This is a genomic window from Pseudomonas profundi, assembly GCF_008638305.1.
In the GTDB taxonomy this organism is placed as follows: Bacteria; Pseudomonadota; Gammaproteobacteria; order Pseudomonadales; family Pseudomonadaceae; genus Halopseudomonas; species Halopseudomonas profundi.
Map to the genome: position 1 here is coordinate 158,422 of NZ_VTPZ01000004.1, position 17,536 is coordinate 175,957.

The following is a 17,536-nucleotide window of genomic DNA, read 5'->3' on the forward strand; positions in this document are numbered from 1 at the left end:
GCGTTTAGGGGTTCGGTCCCTAAAACTACCTGACGCCGGCCGCGAGGGGCCAGATCTGCTCATCAACTTACACAGGATGCTATTCATGTCGTTTCGTCAAAGTCGTATTTCCGCCCGTCTTTCCGGCTGCCTTCTGGTTACTGCCATGATGTGGGGTCTGTCCAGCCCGGCATTGGCGGCAGCGGAGATCAAGGTAACGCACAACAGTGGTGAAACGCAGGTGGCGGCCAATCCTCAGAACGTGGTGGTATTGGACTGGTCGACCCTCGATACGTTGGCACAACTTGGCGTACAGGTGAATGGTATTCCCTCGTCCAACCCGCCGGAAATGCTCAAGCAGTACCGTGATGGCGATTTCGTCAGGGCAGGCTCACTCTTCGAACCGGATTTCGAAGCGCTGAAAAATGCCAAGCCCGACCTGATCATTCTCGGCCGCCGCGCCCAGGGCAAGTTCGAGGAAGTCACCAAGTTCGGTACCACCATCGACCTTACGCCGGATCCGAACGACCTGCTGGGCAGCGTCGAGCGCAACACGCTGTTGCTGGGTGAGATATTCGGCAAGCAGGACAAGGCTGCCGAACTGACGGCGGAGCTTAAGGCGTCGGTTGCCGAACTGAGAAAGCTGACCGCTGACCGCGGCGACGGCTTATTGATTTTGACCACTGGCGGCCGCATGGCAGCATTCGGGCCTGGCACTCGCTTTGGTCTAATCCACGATGTGTTCGGTGTTGAGGAAGCAGTGAAAGACCTCAAAGTCGGTCGCCATGGCCAGGCAGTGTCCTTTGAATTCCTGCTGGAAGCCGACCCGGACTGGCTGTTCGTCATGGATCGGGATGCCGCCATTGGTCGTGAAGGCACCGCCGCTGCAGAGATGATGGACAACGAACTGGTCGAAGCCACGACGGCCGGCAGCAAGGATCAGATTGTCTACCTCGATCCGGCCAGCTGGTACCTGCTGGATAACAGCGGTATCGGCGTCATGCAGAACAGCGTTGATGAACTGATCAAGGTGTTCTCCGCCGCTCGTTGAGGGACTTTGTAACGCTGCTGCGCTCGGTCAGGCTGTGCTTCGCCATGCCTGACCCGCGCGCGCTACGTTCGCAGACGTTTCTGTAGACCTGGTTCTTTTGTCGTTCAGGCAGGAAGCATGACCAATAACCTTTCTTCACCCTCCACAGGGTCGCCTTCGCGGGCGGCCCTGTGGTTGTTTCTGTTGCTGGCACTGGTCGTTGTGCTCGGGCTGTGCAGTTTGAATGTCGGCGCCAGCCGCATGAACCTGCTGAATGTCTTCGGCGCCGATCCGGATGACCGTATCTCCAAGCTGCTGTTCGTCAGCCGGCTGCCGCGCACTGTTGCGCTGATCCTTGCTGGCGCCGCATTGGCGGTAGCGGGTGCGATTTTGCAGATGATGGCGCGCAACCGGTTGGTGGATACCTCTACTACCGGGTCCATGGAAGCAGCTGCCCTGGGCATGTTGGTGCTGGCCATCCTGTTGCCGGAAGGCCTGCCATTATTGGCGCGTTTTCTTGTGGTAAGCAGCTTTGCCGCGGGCGGTATCCTGTTGTTCCTGGGCGTGCTGAAACGTATGCCGCTGCGTTCGGCGCTGATTGTTCCGCTGGTTGGGCTGGTAATCGCAGCTGTGGTACATACCGGCAGCGGCCTGCTGGCGCACCATTTCGACCTGGCGCAATCGTTGCGCGCCTGGGGCAGCGGAGATTTCTCCGCGGTGCTGCGCGGCCGTTACGAACTGCTGTGGATTGCCGCCGCACTCACCATCGCAGCGATGCTGTTGGCGGACCGGTTTACCGTGATCGGCATGGGCCGCGATTTTGCGACCAACGTCGGTGTGAACTATACGCGCCTGCTTGTTGCGGGCGTTGTGCTGGTATCGCTGATCGTCGGCAGCGTGGTGGTGACCGCGGGCGTCATTCCATTCATTGGTCTGGTGGCGCCGAACCTGGTGCGTCTGATTACTGGAGACAACCTGCGCAGGGCCGTTCCGCTGATTGCCTTGATGGGCGCGGCCTTGTTGTTGGTGGCGGATCTTCTTGGACGTCTCTTGATTCATCCCTATGAAGTGCCCTCGTCGAACCTCCTGTCGATTGCCGGCTGCCTGATATTTCTGGTCGTCCTGTTGCACGGGAGGTCCAGGTGGGCGTGAAGCAATCGCGTGATCCCGCCGCGCTTCGGCTGGCGATACTGGTGGCTCTGGCACTGCTGTGCGCGGTGGGCTACATGACCCTCAACGTGAAGAGTGACTGGGCTTTCATTCTCGAATACCGGGGCAGCCGCCTGGCAGCCATGCTGCTAGCCGCCTGCGCTATTGGTATTTCCACAGTGCTGTTTCAGACCATCACTCACAGTCGCCTGCTGACGCCGGCGTTGATGGGGTTCGATGTGTTGTACGTGCTGGTGCAGACCCTGGGCATGCTGCTGCTCGGCGGCGAACTGGCGCAATGGTCGCCTTCGCTGCGCTTCGCCGTGCAGGTGGTGATCATGGTGACGCTGGCGCTGGTGCTGTTCCGGGTGCTGTTTTCCGGATCGGTGCGTAGCCTGCACCTGATGATCCTGCTCGGTATGCTCGCGGGCATGCTGTTCCGGGAACTGTCCGAGCTGGGTGGGCGAGTGCTGGATCCCAGTGAGTTCGGTATCAGTCAGGGCGTCGCCCAGGCCAGCTTCAGCCGCATGAATACCGAGTTACTGGCTGTCGCAGTCGTGGTTCTGGTGGTGGCGTGCCTGTTGCTCATGCGCTGGCGTCGCAGTCTGGATGTGCTGGCGCTGGGGCGAGATATAGCAATCAATCTGGGCGTGGCCTATGAGCGTGTCGTGCTGGGCGTGATGGCGGTGGTCGCCATACTGGTCTCTGTCGCCACCGTGCTGGTCGGTCCGACGCTGTTCTTCGGCTTGCTGATTGCCAATCTCGCTTACTGGTTTACCGGGTCTCAGCGCCACCGTTGGACGTTGCCGGCCAGTGTGATGGCCGGTGTGATCTGTCTGGTCGGCGGCCAGTTGCTCCTGGAGCATGTTTTTGCCTCAACCTTGCCGCTGGCGCTGGTCATCGAGCTGGCCGGCGGCTTGCTGTTCATAGCGCTGCTGATGCGCGGAGTCAGACAATGATCGAAACCCATGCAGTATCCAAACGGTATGGCGACACACTGGTAGTCGACAACGTTTCTCTGAGTATTCCCCGTGGCGGCTTCACCTCCATTATCGGCCCCAACGGTGCCGGTAAGTCGACGCTGTTATCGATGATCAGCCGGCTGACGCCGATGTCGTCCGGCAGCGTCATGGTCGACGGGATGGACGTAACCCGTACGCCTGGAAACGTCCTGGCGCGGCGGCTATCGATCCTGCGCCAGGATAACCAGACCTCTCTACGCTTGACCGTGCGCGATCTGGTTGCCTTCGGCCGGTTCCCGCATTCCGGCGGACGCCTGACCGCGGAGGATCATCGCCATGTGGACGAGGCAATGGAGTACCTGCGGCTGGATGACTACCGCGATCGGCCGATCGATGAGTTATCCGGTGGGCAACGTCAGCGCGCCTATGTCGCCATGGTTATGTGCCAGGACACCGAATACGTACTGCTCGACGAGCCCTTGAACAATATCGACATGCGCTTTGCCGTAGACATGATGCAACTGTTGCGCCGTGCCGCAGACGAGAAGGGCAAGACCGTGGTCGTCGTGCTCCACGACATCAACTTTGCTTCCTGCTATTCCGACCACATCATCGCCATGCGCCATGGCAAACCGGCGTATCAGGGCACGCCCGAGGAGATTATCCGCACTGAGGTATTGCGCGACCTGTACCAAATGAATATCGGCGTGCATGACGTGGATGGGCAGCGGATCTGTGTTTATTTCCGGATGGGGTGATCAGCTGGAGTATTTCTGCTGTGTGGGTCGTCAGCGCTTGTCCAGTCCTGCAGTGAGTCCCGGCTGGTACTGCGCGGGCAGCAGTGCTTATTGGCATGTCAGGCTGGTGATAGCCACTGTTGCGTAGCAGTTGAAGCAGCTCAACACCGCAGCTGCTGCTCTGAGGAGAGCCCAGGAACAGATGTTCCTGGGCGATGATGCCTGGTACTGCTCGAACACATTCGCTTCACTACTTTCCTTGAGAGCCGAAGCCCGCTGATGAATGGCTGACGTCGGGTCTGATGTGCGCGGTTTTCAGGTCGTCGTTCGACAGTCTAGAAATAAATAAAAAACAGTTTGACTTGTTTTAAGAGCAGGGCTAGCTTGAATCCACGAGACGAGTAGCCATAGATCTGCTCGTAGAGCCCGAATACCTGATTTTTCTAACAACAAGGTAAAGGCAGTTGACCGATCCATCCATTCTCGCTCTGCTCAGGCAGGCTGAGGCCAACCATACGCTAACGGCGCTCAACGACCGGTTGATCTGCGTCATGAATCGCATGGATTGTTGTCAGACGGTCTCCTTGAGGCGCCATCGCGCCGAAATCGAGTGGGCTCCACACGAGAAGCCAATACAACCTGCCGTGGTGGTCATTACCTCGCCGACCGATGTGCTGGAACGCGGCTTTCATGTGCCTCTCAACGATTTCTACAAGTTCAAGAGCAAACTGCGTCCCGTTTCCTTACATGGTGTTTTTCATGATCATCGAGGGCTGCCAGATCTTGTGACCTGCCGGCCATCATTAGACCGATCAAGCGAGATCGAGGCGCGGCCGTACCGCGTCGCCGCCAAAAGCACGTCGCGCAGGGCTTTGCCCTCCTAACAAAAACAATCGATGCACACGCGAGGTAAACAATGGGAAGAATAGAGAACAAGGTGGCCCTGGTCACAGGTGCGGCCTCCGGGTTGGGCTACGCCGACGCTCAGCGCTTGGCCGAAGAGGGCGCCAAGGTGGTGCTCACGGACGTCAACGAAGAAATGGGGCGGGAAGTGGCCTCAACAATTCCCGGTTCGCTGTTTCTGGTGCAGGACGTAAGGGATGAACGGCGCTGGGAAGCGGTGATCGCCGAGACGATGGCTCACTTCGGCCGTCTCGACGTGCTGGTGAACAATGCCGGATTGGTACGATTCGCCGATATCGAGCAAATTGAGCTGGACGAGTTTCGTTTCCACCATGCGGTCATGACCGAGGGCACGCTGCTCGGCTGCAAGTACGCCATCCCGACGATGCGGCTGGGCGGTGGCGGTTCGATCATCAACGTTTCGTCCGTTGGCGCGGTCAAGGGCATCGGTGAAATCGTTGCGTACGCAGCGGCCAAGGGCGCCATTCTTTCAATGACCCGCAGCATTGCGGTGCACTGCCAGAACCACGGCTACGGCATTCGCTGCAATGCTATCGCGCCCGGTGCCCACGACACCCCGATGACTGCCCAGGCAATGCAGCAGGTGGACGACGACAGTAATGGGATGGAGCAGATCAAGAGTCTGGGTCAAGGTCAGCCGGTCGACGTAGCCAACCTGGTGCTGTTCCTCGCCTCCGACGAGTCACGCAATATCAACGGCGCGCAGCTGGTGATCGATAATTGCGAAACCATCAGGTAGGTCAGAGCGCCAGCGAAACGCGGACATCGCGTCTCGCCTTGGTGACGGCGTGCCGATGGAGAGAACTCAAAATGCTTCCAGACTGGGAGCGGAGGAAGCGCAATGACCGATCTGCAGCAAATGCAGGCGCAACTACAGCGCCTTACCGATCTAGAGGCGATACGCACTTTGCGGTACCGGTACGCGTACCTGGCCAATGTGGTCGACGGACAGCTCGGTGATGCCGAGGCCTTCGCTTCGCTGTTCTGCGTCGACGGTGTGCTGGATTTTGGAATGGGCCAGGCGCGCGGTCGGGAAGAGATCGCTTCGATGCTGCGCGCGGCAGCGGTCGACTGGCAGTGCGCCATGCATTACATGCTCAACCCGGTGATCGATCTGCAAGGCGACGAGGCCGAGGGGCAAGTGTCAGGGCTATTTGCCTTTACCACCCAGGCGCGGCCGCAACCGGTGTGGTTTTCCAATCTCTATGAAGATCAGTACGTGCGGACGGACGGCGACTGGCAATTCCGCATGGTCAGGGTCAGAACCACCTTTGTCGACCCGGCTGTGGTCGAGGCGTACACCGCACTCTGGGGCAATCCGGGCGATCCGGGATAACCGACAAACGTCACGGAATTGCGCTACGGCCGTCACTGTGAAGGGCGAGTTCTGGCGCTTATCCAAGCTGTCGAACCACTAACTTGACAACAACAAAAAGCAAAACAGGTGATCCGATGAACAAGAAGCTCTGCTTGACTCCGCTGTTGCTGGTGGGCATTGCCAGTGAAGGCTGGGCGGCCCCCGGCGCCGATGAAATCGCTCGGCTGGGCAATGACCTTACGCCCTGGGGGGCCATTGTGGCGGGCAATGAGGACGGCACCATTGCGCCTTACAACGGCGGGCTTGAACCGCCGTCAAGCTATGACCCAAGCCGGCCGGGCTTTCGACCGGACCCGTTCGCCGACGAGAAGCCGTTGTTCAGCGTCACCGCGGAGAACCTGGACGACCATGCTGAGCATGTGAGCGAGGGTTTCAAGGTAATGCTGCGCAAGTATCCCGGCTTTCGCATGGACGTCTATCCTTCGCACCGCACCGCCAAGTACCCCGACTATGTCATTGCTAACACGCTGAAGAACGCCGAGACCTGCCGGCTTACCGAAAACGGTCTGCAATTGGCCGGAACCTGCTATGCCGGCGTGCCGTTTCCACTTCCGGAGACCGGCTCCGAGGTGATGTGGAACCGGACCCTGAAATATGACCAGTATGCCTATGCCTCGCCAGGTCAGTACTCGGTGCTGATCGATTCCAGCGGGCGTCGCACGCTCACCGGGCAATGGTCGTTGCATCAGACCTTCCCGCCGTACGACCCGGCGCGGACAGAGCCGATCGCTGACGACGAAATCATCGAGATGCTGCGCATCAGCTACGATTCTCCGGCGCGCAAGGCCGGTGAGAAGCTCATCATCCATGACTCGGTGGATATGCAGAACGTGGGGCGTCGTGCCTGGAGCTATCTGCCCGGCCAACGTCGGGTCAAGCTGTCACCTGACATCGCCTACGACACACCAAGTCCCTCCGGCGGCGGCGTCGGAGTGGTTGACGAGACACAGGTGTTCTACGGCGCGCTCGACCGCTATGACTTCGAGCTGCTCGACAAGCGGGAGATGTACATTCCTTACAATACCTTCAGCCTGCAGGATCCAGAGCGCTGCAGCGACGACCAGTTGCTCCAGCCGAACTTCCTCAATCCCGATTGCGTGCGTTGGGAAAAACATCGGGTCTGGGTCGTAGAAGCCACCCTCAAGCAGGGCAAGCGCCACGTATATCCCCGACGCGTGTTCTATTGGGACGAAGATCTTCCCGCTGTCGGTATGGCCGACAACTATGACGATGCTGGCGACATCTATCGGGTCACTGCCACCCATTACTTCCCGTTCTATGAAACCTACGGTCACAACACCCATGAGTTCGTAACCTATGACCTGACCAAAGGTGCCTATGTGCGCCAGGACTATAACGAGGCCGGCAAGAGCATGATGATCGTGACCGATCCGGCCGACGCCAAGTCGTCGAGGTTCTATCAGCCGGGTGCATTGACAGGCAGCGGCGTGCGCTGATCTACCTCCCACAATAAATACAACTAAGAAGGACTGTGTAAATGACTCTCCAGAATCGCCAGTGGTACCTGCATAGCCGCCCCGAGGCTGTGCCGACCGAAGACAACCTCCGTCCGCGCAGCGTTCCGCTCAAGCGTCCAGGCCCCGGTCAGGTGTTGATGCAGAACCTTTACCTGTCGATGGACCCGGGGGCACGCTTCTGGATGAGCGACAAGCCCGGCTACATGGATCCGATCCCCATCGGCGGGACCATGCGCGGCTCGACCCTGGGGCGCATCGTTGAGAGCAACCACCCGAAGTTCAGCGTGGGTGACTACGCTGTGGGCATCGCCTGTAACGGCTGGGAAGATTTCAGCCTGATCGATCCCGAACAGAACTATGTGGTAAGCGCTGACGAGGGTTTCCCGGTCAATTATCACCTGAGCGTGTTCAGCGCAGTGGGGTTGACGCCGTACTTCGGCCTGCTGGAAATTGGCAAGCCGAAGCCCGGCGAAACTCTGCTGGTGAGCATCGCCGCTGGGGCGGTGGGCTCGCTGGCTGGACAAATCGGCAAGATCAAAGGCTGCCACACGGTGGGTATCGCCGGCAGTGACGAAAAGTGCCGTTGGATCGTCGAGGAGCTGGGGTTCGACGCCGCAATCAACTACAAGACCTGCGGTGACATGCAGAAGGCCATTGCCGAGGCCTGTCCGAACGGTGTGGACATCTACTTCGATAACGTCACTGGCAACATTCTCGACGCCGCACTGCTGAATATGAACAATTTCGGACGCATCGTATTCTGTGGTGCGATCGCCCAGTACAACACCGATGAGCCGGTGCCTGGCCCGTTCAACTACTGGCAGATACTCGCCCGCAGCCTCACGGTGCGTGGATACATCGCGCTGGAATTTCAGGACCGCTTTCCCGAGGCGGTCGCCGAGATGCGCGGCTGGCTGGATGCGGGCCGCCTGCAGTTTGCCGAGGAAATTGCCGAGGGCTTCGAGAATACAGTGGCCACCTTCGCACGTCTGTTCGATGGCAGTAACAAGGGAAAGTTGATGGTGAAGCTGCGCGACATCAGCGAGCCGGCGCCGACCCTTGACGAGATTCGTGCCGCCGCTGAGCCGGCCGACACCGAGGAGGCAAGAGCATGAGCGAAGAAGAGCTCCAGGCCCTGCGCGACGAAGTCGCCGACCTGACGGCACGGCGAGATATCGAAAAAGCTGCGCGAAACTACATGCGCGGTCAGGACCGCTTGCTGCCCGCACTGCACCTGAGTGCCTTTCACGACGATGCCTGGGTGGACTGCGGACTTTACGCTGGCTCGGCGGCTGGCTTCGTCGACTTCGCCCAGGGCTTTCTTGCAAACTTTGATTCCAGCCAGCATCTCATCGGCCAGATTGATATCCAGCTGAACGGCAACCGCGCCACCGGCGAGGTGTATTTCATCGCGCACCATCGCACCACCGAAAACGGTGAGAAATACGATCTGTTTGTGGCCGGCCGCTACCACGACGAATACGAGAGCCGTGGTGATGGCTGGAAGATTGCTCTGCGCAAGGAAATCGTCGACTGGGTCCGAACTGATCCCTCAGCCGATAGTTTCCTCGCCGGCCAGCCCGCGCTGCATTTGGCCGCCCGTGGCGAAAATGGCTGACGTGTAGATTTATGGCTTTTCAGCGGCCCCGTTGACAGATCGACGATACGTATCTGCTTCGGTGGTGATCCAGTCTCGAAATGCTTGAAGAGTAGCCGACTCAGCCTTGCGCTCTGGTATGACCAGGTAATACGCCTTGTCGCTTTCGAAAGTATGCGGGTTGGCGATGACCAGGCGCCGGGTTTCGAGTTCGTTGCGAATCAGAAACGGCGGGATTAACGCGACACCCATGCCCAGCATGGCGGCCTGGGCGAGCATGGAGAACAGTTCCAGACGGGTGCCGTTGAGGTCGTGTTCGACGCGCATCTCCTGCGAGGCAAACCACTGCCGCCAGGCGTAGGGGCGAGTGCTTTGTTGTAACAGCGGCATGTTTGCTATGTCAGCCGGGGCGAGTTCGGCACGATCGCCCAGCAGCGCCGGGCTGCATACAGGCACAGGATGCTCTTTCATCAGAAAATGCGCTTCGGTACCTGACCAATCCCCGTCACCGAAATAGATGGATGCATCGAATTCGGTATCAGCGAACAGGAAAGGCCGCGTGCGGTTGGTGAAGTTGACCGTCACCTGCGGGTTAGCCTGTATGAACTGCCCCAGGCGCGGCAGTAGCCATTGGGTGCCGAAGGTTGGCACCAGCGCCAGCTCCAGCGTCGCCGTGCCCTGGTTGCCCATCACCGAAAGAGTGTCGCGTTCCACGGCATCCAGGCGACTGGCTACGCGCCGGCTGTAGGTCTGTCCGGCCTCGGTCAGCTTTACGCCTCGGCGGGTTCGCCGGAACAACTGTACATCCAGGAATTCCTCCAGGTTGGCAATCTGTCGGCACACAGCGCTTTGCGTGAGTGACAGTTCTTCAGCCGCCTTGGTAAAGCTTTCGTGCCGGGCCGATGATTCGAAACAAATCAACGCCTGAGTCGGGGGAATCTTGCGACGCATGGAGTCTCCAATGTACAACGACGAGCTCAGGCCCGGACGGGACAAGCACCTCGGAATTCACTTTAATGACCATCAGATGAGCACCTGACGCCAAAGCCCTGGGGCTTGGTCAGTTTCGGAGTTCGAAAATAGCACAGATACCTGAAAAAAACGCGGTTGCTCATCGCCGGTGCCGCCCCTACCATCCAACGCAAACCGAGGCACTGCCCCAGTGTCTTCCCGATACAACGACATACGGAGTTCTCATGGCCGATTCGAAAGCGAGTTTCAACTGGAGTGATCCACTGTTGCTGGACCAGCAGCTGACCGAAGAAGAGCGCATGGTGCGCGACTCAGCTGCTCAGTATTGCCAGCAGAAACTGATGCCACGGGTGCTTGAGTCCTTCCGTCATGAGCAGACCGATGCATCGATATTCCGTGAAATGGGCGAGCTGGGTCTGCTGGGCGCGACCATTCCCGAGCAGTACGGCGGAAGCGGGCTGAACTATGTCTGCTACGGTTTGATCGCCCGTGAAGTCGAGCGCGTCGATTCCGGTTACCGCTCCATGATGAGTGTGCAGTCCTCGCTGGTGATGGTACCGATCAACGAGTTTGGTACCGAAGAGCAGAAACAGAAGTATCTGCCCAAGCTGGCCAGCGGTGAATTCATCGGCTGTTTTGGTCTGACCGAGCCCAACCACGGTTCTGATCCGGGTTCCATGGTAACTCGTGCTCGCAAGGTCGATGGCGGTTATCGTCTGAGCGGAGCGAAGATGTGGATCACCAACAGCCCGATCGCTGACGTATTCGTTGTCTGGGCGAAGACTGAAGACGACGTCATCCGCGGCTTTATTCTGGAGAAGGGCTGGGAAGGTCTGAGCGCTCCGGCTATCAAGGGCAAGGTCGGCCTGCGTACCTCCATCACCGGCGAAATCGTGATGGAAGATGTATTCGTGCCTGAAGAAAACCTCATGCCTGGCGTGACGGGTCTGCGTGGCCCGTTCACTTGCCTGAACTCGGCCCGTTACGGCATCGCGTGGGGCGCACTGGGCGCCGCCGAGTTCTGCTGGCACACGGCTCGTCAGTACACAATGGATCGCATGCAGTTTGGCCGCCCGCTGGCGCAAACCCAGCTGGTACAGAAGAAGCTGGCCGACATGCAGACCGAGATCACGATGGCGCTGCAAGGCTGCCTGCGTCTGGGTCGCATGAAAGACGAAGGCACTGCATCAGTTGAGATCACCTCGATCATGAAGCGCAACTCCTGCGGCAAGTCGCTGGACATAGCGCGCGTTGCCCGTGACATGCTTGGTGGTAACGGTATCTCCGACGAGTTCGGCGTGATTCGCCACGTGGTCAACCTTGAAGTGGTCAATACCTACGAAGGTACTCATGATGTGCACGCACTGATTCTGGGTCGCGCGCAGACTGGCCTGCAGGCATTCTTCTAAGGTTGCCAGGCAAACAAAACGGGGCTGAAGGAGAAATCCTTCAGCCCCGTTTTTGTTTCTGCCCGGGCGGTTGACGAGGCGCAGGGCGGTCAGGGCATCAGCAATACCGGACGATGACTGGCCCTGGCCACCGCTTCAGCTGTGCTGCCGACCAGTAGTTCGGCAATGGGTGTATTGCCGCGCTTACCGATAATCAGCAGCGCCACATGTTCCTGCTCGGCGAATGAGACCAGTTTCTCTGCAGGGTCCCCCATGATCCGTCTGGATTGAACCTTCGGATAGGTCTCAGCGAAGTGTTTCAGCACCGGCTGGACACGTTCTTCGTCGTGATCGTCATCATCGTCGGCCTTTATCCAGACGACAAATCCATGATCGATTCTGCTCAGCATCTTCTCGAAGGCGCGCTGGGCATTACGCGATGAATCAGAGCCGTCGGTCGCCAGCATCAGCGGTGAATCCGCCACGGCCTGTTCGGCATCGGCAGGAATCACGACTACCGGAACGCTGCTTACCCGCGTCAGATTCAACACCACATTGCCAAACAGCGCGGCGCGCCCCGCTGAGTGGTTGCGATTCAGTGCAATAATTCCGTCGGCATTGAGCTTGCGCGCCGCAGCCGCGAGTTCCGCAGCAGGAAAGCCATGGCGCACCACATGATCCACCTGCACATCAAGTTCGGTTTGCAGCCGTTTTTCGATCTTTTCCAGATGGTGGGCAATCGCCGAGTCGTTATCTTCCAGACGCTTGCGATTATGTGTCTCGACCACATGGGTCAGGCTCAGCCGTTCGACGCCGAGCAGTTTTATGATTCCCGGCAGGTGATCAAATATCTTGTCCCATTTCTCTGAATAATCGACGCTCAGAACGCAGTGCTTCAGCATGGTATCTCCTTGCGAATCTTGACGGCCTCTTTGAAAATCTGACCCTGCGCTGGCGGCTTAATTCCTTGCCGGTTGGGTGCGGGGGCGCGACGACGGCGGTCAAGCTGGCTCTTCTCACTCTGCCGTATTGCCCTGCGTAGCGAGCGCGCCGCAATCGGCTGCTATCCATTTCGATACTTCCGTATGCTCAATCAGCACAGGCTCGTCTTCACTGGCTGTGGCGGCGTGATTACTCTTGCCCGAAAACGACGAGCGCATCTCACGGCTGCTGATCATCTCCAGGTCGCCGCGCATGTCACCGACAAAGCCATGATCTCCGGAACAGGTGCCATGAAAAGCAAGGCGCGACTTGCCGTCCTGTTCGATCTGTAGATCACAGCCGCTCATGCTTTGCTGTGCTTCGGCCAGGAGCGCCTGCGGGTTGATCATCAGGGCGGCATCGTCGGCGGTTATGCAGTCGGTGGTGGTTCGCAGGTCTTCTTCCGACTCCAGCGTTGATTCCATCTGGGCGCGCTGCTCGGGGGGAAGTTGCGCCAACACCGCTTCCTGCTGTTTGCGGATATCAGCCTGGGCGTCCCTGCCGTCGACCAGCGTAGTCGCGTGACTGCGCCAAAGCCCTGGCTCGGGTTGTGGGGTGATGGTTTGAGCCTGCGACACAGCGGCTGCCGCTGACAGGCAAGCGCCGAATAGAAGCCGCTGGGGGTGATTCATCGAGATTTCCTCTGAATAGTATGGCTTCGCCAACTATAGATAGAGGGAGCAGTGCGGGCAAAAAAGGCGGGCAAATCTGCGAACAGACCGACGCTACATTGGGTGCAGATGGCAAATGGCCCGGCATTGCCGGGCCTTGGGTAAGCCTTATCGGTTAACGGCTGAACAGCGCTGGTTTTTCCCGCTGGGGCCGGCTTGGGCGAGGTGCACTGTCACGCTGAGACGTACTCGGCGGGACTGCCCGGTTGCCGTAGGCTTGCAAGCGTCTTTCTTCTGCTACTGCGTCACGGGGTTCGCTGATACCCGGGCGCGCCGCACGCGGCTCGCTGTTAGGACGACCACCAGTGCGTGGCTTGTCTGAACGGGGCTTGTCGGAACGTGCCTTGTCAGCGCGCGGCTTATCGTTGCGACCCGGGCTGCGAGCAGGTTTCTGAGCGCCGTTCGCTGCAGAACGACCACGGCCGCCACCTGGCGCGCCCCGCGGGCGTTCCGGACGGTCACTGTTGAGCTCGGCCTGAGCCGGCGGCTCGAAGCCCTGCAGATCGCCTTCTTCAATGCGCTGGCGGGTCATCCGTTCGATGGCCTTGAGCAACTTCTCTTCGTCGGGGCTGACCAGTGAAACCGCGCCGCCGCTGCGACCGGCACGGCCGGTACGACCGATACGGTGCACATAGTCTTCCGAGACGTTAGGCAGTTCGAAATTGATGACGTGCGGCAGCTGATCAATATCCAGGCCGCGCGCAGCAATGTCAGTCGCAACCAGAATTCGCAGCTTGTTGGCTTTGAAGTCCGCCAGGGCCTTGGTGCGGGCGCTCTGGCTCTTGTTACCGTGGATGGCTGATGCGGGCAGGCCGTTCTTGTCCAGATATTCAGCCAGACGGTTGGCGCCGTGCTTGGTACGGGTAAATACCAGCACCTGCTCCCACGCGCCCTGAGTGATCAGGTGGGCAACCAGCGCGCGCTTGTGGCCAGCAGCGACGCGGTACACGCTCTGCTGGATACGCTCGACGGTGGTATTGGGCGGGGTGACTTCGATACGTGCCGGGTTGTTCAGCAGCTTGTTGGCCAGGTCGGTAATGTCTTTGGAGAAGGTCGCCGAGAACAGTAGCGTCTGACGGGCAGAAGGCAGCTTGGCGATGACTTTCTTGACATCATGAACGAAGCCCATGTCGAGCATGCGGTCTGCTTCGTCAAGCACGAGAATTTCGACCTTGGACAGATCCACCGCGCGCTGTCCGACCAGATCCAGCAGGCGGCCGGGGCAGGCGACGAGTACGTCGAGGCCTGGAGCGATCGCTTTCATCTGCGGATTGGCACCCACGCCGCCAAAGACGCAGGCGGATTTCATGGCCAGCTCGCCGCCGTAGGTCTGGAAGCTCTGGTGAACCTGCGCCGCGAGTTCGCGGGTCGGGGTCAATACCAGTACGCGTACCTGCTTGGGCGCACGGCGAAAACTGGCGTCGGCCTGGCCGAGCGGAAACAGTTTTTCCAGGACGGGCAGGGCGAAGCCTGCGGTCTTGCCGGTGCCGGTCTGGGCAGCAACCATCAGGTCGCGGCCTTGAAGTACTGCCGGGATGGCTTGTAACTGGACGGGGGAAGGCGTGGTGTAACCGGTGGCCGCTACGGCGCGCACGAGCACGTCGGAAAGACCGAGAGAAGCAAAGGACATTCAGATAACCCTGTGATGGCCGTTTGCGGAACGATTTGTCCGTGCGGCCGATGATGAAGGAGCGCAAGTATAACAGAATCGCGCAGAATGCGTTGAGGAGAGCGACCGGCAGCCGGAGCGACCGCCTGAAATCTCGCTGGAATGAGAACCGGCTCCGGATTGCGGAGCCGGGATCAGAGCGCCGATCAGGACCGGCCCAGGTTGCGCCAGACGGCCAGACTCGGCTCGGCCTGGTTCAGGGTATAGAAGTGCAGCCCTGGCGCGCCGCCGTCCAGCAGGCGTTCACACATGTGGCTGATTACCTCGGTGCCGAAGCCGGCGATGCTGGCGCTGTCGTCGCCATAGGCTTCCAGCTGCTTGCGAATCCAGCGAGGAATCTCGGCGCCACAGGAGTCGGAGAAGCGCGCCAGTTTGGTGTAGTTGGTAATCGGCATAATGCCCGGAATGATCGGGATATCCACGCCAGCCTTGCGTACACGCTCAACGAAGTGGAAGTAGCAATCGGCATTGAAGAAGTACTGCGTGATTGCACTGTCCGCACCGGCCCTGGCCTTGCGGATGAAGTTCTCCAGATCGGCCTCGAAGTGTCGTGCCTGCGGATGGGCTTCCGGATAGGCAGCCACTTCGATGGTGAAGTGATCGCCGGTTTCGTTGCGGATGAATTCCACCAGCTCGTTGGCATAGCGCAGCTCACCCGACGCCTGGCCCATACCTGACGGCAAATCGCCGCGCAACGCAACGATGCGCTTGATACCGGCTTCACGGTACTGGTTGAGCAGGCTGCGCAAGTCTTCCTTGGCGTCGCCCACACATGACAGATGCGGCGCGGTCGGAATTTTCACTTCCTGGTCGAGCTGCAGCACGGTATTGACTGTGCGATCGCGGGTCGAGCCGCCGGCACCGTAGGTCACCGAGAAGAACTCGGGTTTCTCTGCGGCTATCACGTGGGCGGCAGCGATCAGTTTTTCATGTCCCGCATCAGTCTTGGTCGGAAAGAACTCGAAGCTGATGGGATTGTTTTGCTCTGTGGTCATGCTTTTATTCTCACGCGCGGCAGGCTGTATGCGAACCGGCGAGATGACCGTGCCTGGGCACAGACAGCTCGCGGTTGAAATGCTTCGCCTGCGGCTGGTTTTTAATAGCGGTAGGAGTCCGGCTTGAACGGACCTTCCTGGTTCACGCCAATATAGTCGGCCTGCTCAGGTGTCAGCTGCGTGACGACGCCGCCGAAACCCTTGACCATTTCCAGTGCCACTTCTTCGTCGAGCTTTTTCGGCAGAACCATGACGGTAACGTTCCTGGTCTTCTCGACGACCGGCAGATCGGCGAACTTCTCGTTGAACAGGTGGATCTGTGCCAGCACCTGGTTAGCAAAGGAGCCATCCATAATGCGGCTGGGGTGCCCGGTGGCGTTACCCAGGTTCACCAGACGGCCTTCGGCGAGCAGGATCAGGTAATCATCGTTTGCAGTGTCGACATCCTTGCCGGTGCGGTGAATCTTGTGAACCTGTGGCTTGACCTCTTCCCAGCCCCAGTTCTTGCGCATGAAGGCGGTGTCGATTTCATTGTCGAAGTGACCGATATTGCAGACCACGGCACGCTTCTTCAGCGCTTTGAGCATGGGCGCGTCGCACACATTGGCATTGCCTGTGGTGGTGACGATCAGGTCGATCTTGCCCAGCAGGTCAGCATTGACGCAGCTATCGGTGCCATCGTTGATGCCATTCTTGTACGGCGATACCAGTTCGAAACCGTCCATGCATGCCTGCATTGCGCAAATCGGATCCACTTCACTGATGCGGACAATCATGCCTTCCTGGCGCAGCGATGCAGCCGACCCTTTGCCCACATCACCGTAGCCGATGACCAGCGCCTGCTTACCCGACAACAGGTGATCGGTGGCGCGTTTGATTGCATCGTTCAGACTGTGACGGCAGCCGTACTTGTTGTCGTTCTTGCTCTTGGTGACAGAATCGTTGACGTTGATCGCAGGGATCTTCAGTGTTCCCTTTTTCAACATGTCCTGCAGGCGATGCACACCTGTGGTGGTTTCTTCGGTTACACCGTGAACGCCTTCCAGCACCTGCGGGTACTTGTCATGCAGCAGCTGGGTCAGATCGCCGCCGTCGTCCAGCACCATGTTGGCGTCCCATGGCTTGCCATCCTTGAGGATGGTCTGCTCCAGACACCACTCGTATTCTTCTTCGGTTTCGCCCTTCCAGGCGAAAACCGGAACGCCGGCGGCGGCGATGGCTGCGGCGGCCTGGTCCTGGGTGGAGAAGATGTTGCACGAGGACCAGCGCACTTCGGCACCCAGGTTGGTCAGCGTCTCGATTAGCACCGCGGTCTGGATGGTCATATGAATGCAGCCAAGGATTTTCGCGCCCTTGAGCGGCTGCTCGCCAGCGTACTTGGTGCGCAACGCCAGCAAAGCCGGCATTTCGGACTCGGCGATGATGATCTCTCGGCGGCCCCAATCGGCCAGGCTAATATCAGCTACCTTGTAGTCATTGAATTCTTTGTCGTTCATTACTGCACTCATGCGGTTACTCCATTCGTGTTCGGCGAATGGGCGCGGTTGTCGTTCGAGACACACTCCGAGCCTGACGGTCATCCGACCGCTGCAGCGCCCCTCGGAGGGTCGATTCGGTTGGCCTGGA

Annotated in this window: 16 protein-coding genes, 1 pseudogene and 1 riboswitch; of the genes and pseudogenes, 11 read left to right on the forward strand and 6 right to left on the reverse strand. The window is 59.2% G+C overall.

What is annotated here, in order from left to right; translation table 11 throughout:
* The first annotated feature begins 85 nt into the window (after positions 1-85).
* The 10 genes from FZE95_RS07360 (at position 86) to FZE95_RS07405 (ending at position 9,255) form a co-directional block, all read left to right on the forward strand.
* Positions 86-1,030 carry a siderophore ABC transporter substrate-binding protein gene (locus tag FZE95_RS07360; RefSeq protein WP_150300212.1) on the forward strand — a complete coding sequence of 315 codons (945 nt, stop codon included), beginning with the start codon at positions 86-88 and terminating at the stop codon, positions 1,028-1,030.
* Positions 1,031-1,147: 117 nt separating this feature from the next.
* Positions 1,148-2,161: an iron chelate uptake ABC transporter family permease subunit gene (locus FZE95_RS07365; RefSeq protein ID WP_150300213.1), complete on the forward strand. Its 1,014-nt coding sequence runs from the start codon at positions 1,148-1,150 to the stop codon at positions 2,159-2,161.
* Entirely contained in the window at positions 2,152-3,117 is a 966-nt protein-coding gene (locus FZE95_RS07370; protein ID WP_218573640.1) for an iron chelate uptake ABC transporter family permease subunit, read from the forward strand. The genes FZE95_RS07365 and FZE95_RS07370 overlap by 10 nt, the downstream gene beginning before the upstream one ends.
* Positions 3,114-3,878, forward strand: a complete 765-nt coding sequence (locus tag FZE95_RS07375; RefSeq protein ID WP_150300214.1) for an iron ABC transporter ATP-binding protein — start codon at positions 3,114-3,116, stop codon at positions 3,876-3,878. The genes FZE95_RS07370 and FZE95_RS07375 overlap by 4 nt, the downstream gene beginning before the upstream one ends.
* 443 nt (positions 3,879-4,321) lie before the next feature.
* A complete protein-coding gene (locus FZE95_RS07380; RefSeq protein ID WP_150300215.1) occupies positions 4,322-4,741 on the forward strand; it encodes a hypothetical protein in 420 nt (139 codons plus the stop codon).
* Between the two features lie 32 nt (positions 4,742-4,773).
* Positions 4,774-5,520, forward strand: coding sequence for an SDR family NAD(P)-dependent oxidoreductase (locus FZE95_RS07385; protein WP_150300216.1), 747 nt, complete (start codon positions 4,774-4,776; stop codon positions 5,518-5,520).
* A gap of 102 nt (positions 5,521-5,622) precedes the next feature.
* Positions 5,623-6,117 carry a nuclear transport factor 2 family protein gene (locus FZE95_RS07390; protein ID WP_150300217.1) on the forward strand — a complete coding sequence of 165 codons (495 nt, stop codon included), beginning with the start codon at positions 5,623-5,625 and terminating at the stop codon, positions 6,115-6,117.
* A gap of 116 nt (positions 6,118-6,233) precedes the next feature.
* The gene (locus FZE95_RS07395; protein ID WP_150300218.1) at positions 6,234-7,616 is read left to right on the forward strand and encodes a DUF1329 domain-containing protein; all 1,383 of its coding nucleotides are present in this window, start codon (positions 6,234-6,236) and stop codon (positions 7,614-7,616) included.
* Positions 7,617-7,657: 41 nt separating this feature from the next.
* Positions 7,658-8,752 (forward strand): NADP-dependent oxidoreductase, encoded by a 1,095-nt coding sequence (locus FZE95_RS07400; RefSeq protein WP_150300219.1) that lies wholly within the window; start codon positions 7,658-7,660, stop codon positions 8,750-8,752.
* Positions 8,749-9,255 carry a nuclear transport factor 2 family protein gene (locus FZE95_RS07405; RefSeq protein ID WP_150300220.1) on the forward strand — a complete coding sequence of 169 codons (507 nt, stop codon included), beginning with the start codon at positions 8,749-8,751 and terminating at the stop codon, positions 9,253-9,255. The genes FZE95_RS07400 and FZE95_RS07405 overlap by 4 nt, the downstream gene beginning before the upstream one ends.
* A 9-nt stretch (positions 9,256-9,264) precedes the next feature.
* On the opposite strand, the gene FZE95_RS07410 is transcribed toward FZE95_RS07405, so the two are convergent.
* Positions 9,265-10,185, reverse strand: a complete 921-nt coding sequence (locus tag FZE95_RS07410; RefSeq protein ID WP_150300221.1) for a LysR family transcriptional regulator — start codon at positions 10,183-10,185, stop codon at positions 9,265-9,267.
* A gap of 245 nt (positions 10,186-10,430) precedes the next feature.
* Between FZE95_RS07410 and FZE95_RS07415 the strand changes: the two genes are divergently transcribed.
* Complete coding sequence (locus FZE95_RS07415) at positions 10,431-11,615, forward strand: acyl-CoA dehydrogenase (protein ID WP_150300222.1); 1,185 nt, start codon at positions 10,431-10,433, stop codon at positions 11,613-11,615.
* Between the two features lie 89 nt (positions 11,616-11,704).
* Here the strand turns inward: FZE95_RS07415 and FZE95_RS07420 are convergent, their stop codons facing one another.
* From FZE95_RS07420 to ahcY, 5 genes and pseudogenes are all read right to left on the reverse strand, one after another.
* Positions 11,705-12,496, reverse strand: a complete 792-nt coding sequence (locus FZE95_RS07420; protein WP_150300223.1) for a universal stress protein — start codon at positions 12,494-12,496, stop codon at positions 11,705-11,707.
* Positions 12,497-12,610: 114 nt separating this feature from the next.
* On the reverse strand, positions 12,611-13,207 hold the full coding sequence (locus FZE95_RS07425; protein ID WP_150300224.1) for a DUF3617 family protein: 597 nt from the start codon (positions 13,205-13,207) through the stop codon (positions 12,611-12,613).
* A 187-nt stretch (positions 13,208-13,394) separates the two neighbouring features.
* A pseudogene (locus FZE95_RS07430) lies at positions 13,395-14,876 on the reverse strand (DEAD/DEAH box helicase); the annotation flags it as partial.
* 185 nt (positions 14,877-15,061) lie between these two features.
* Entirely contained in the window at positions 15,062-15,910 is an 849-nt protein-coding gene (gene metF, locus FZE95_RS07435; protein WP_150300225.1) for a methylenetetrahydrofolate reductase [NAD(P)H], read from the reverse strand.
* A gap of 101 nt (positions 15,911-16,011) precedes the next feature.
* A complete protein-coding gene (gene ahcY / locus FZE95_RS07440; RefSeq protein ID WP_150300226.1) occupies positions 16,012-17,418 on the reverse strand; it encodes an adenosylhomocysteinase in 1,407 nt (468 codons plus the stop codon).
* 21 nt (positions 17,419-17,439) lie between these two features.
* A riboswitch (S-adenosyl-L-homocysteine riboswitch) is annotated at positions 17,440-17,517 on the reverse strand.
* Positions 17,518-17,536 lie beyond the last annotated feature (19 nt).